The organism is Bartonella capreoli (genome assembly GCF_902813205.1).
GTDB lineage: Bacteria > Pseudomonadota > Alphaproteobacteria > Rhizobiales > Rhizobiaceae > Bartonella > Bartonella schoenbuchensis.
Genome location: NZ_CADDZX010000122.1, coordinates 1 through 542 on the forward strand (window position 1 = coordinate 1; position 542 = coordinate 542).

Annotated in this window: 1 pseudogene; it reads left to right on the forward strand. The window is 41.9% G+C overall.

Features of this window, described 5'->3' with window-relative positions:
* Nucleotides 1-119: 119 nt before the first annotated feature.
* A pseudogene (locus J7R05_RS09390) lies at nt 120-518 on the forward strand (Arm DNA-binding domain-containing protein); the annotation flags it as partial.
* Nucleotides 519-542 lie beyond the last annotated feature (24 nt).

Genomic DNA, 542 nt, shown 5'->3' on the forward strand with positions numbered 1-542 from the left:
GAATAACGTAGGATCCTCTCATTTTAAATCTGTGTATCTTGAATCAATTAATATCACTTATTTGCACGTCAAAAGCGGGGTTGGTGTGTCGGTAAAAATGAGGAAAGAAAAGAATAAAAATGGCTCTTATGAACCGTCTTAATGCAAGGTCTGTCGCAACATTAGGGGCTGGAAAATATAATGATGGTGCCGGCTTGTTACTTCATAAGCGTAAAGATGGAGGTGCTCAATGGAGTTAGCGTTTTACCAATCATGAGCGGCGCCGGGAAATGGGCTTGGGTGCCTTGAGAGAGGTCTCGTTAAAACAAGCCCGTGAAGTGCCAACTAGCGTGCGCTCTGTTCTTCGTGAAGGTCGTTTCCCCTTTAAAGAACGCAAGAAACAAAAGCGTGAGGCAATGCGTAATCTCTATTATTTAAAAGACATTACTCTAGACGCTTTTGAAAGTCATAAAACTGAACTAAAAAATGATAGCAAAAATGGAAACTGGTTTGCACCTTTACAGCTTCACATTTCCCCCCCAAATTAGCAGGCTGTATACCGG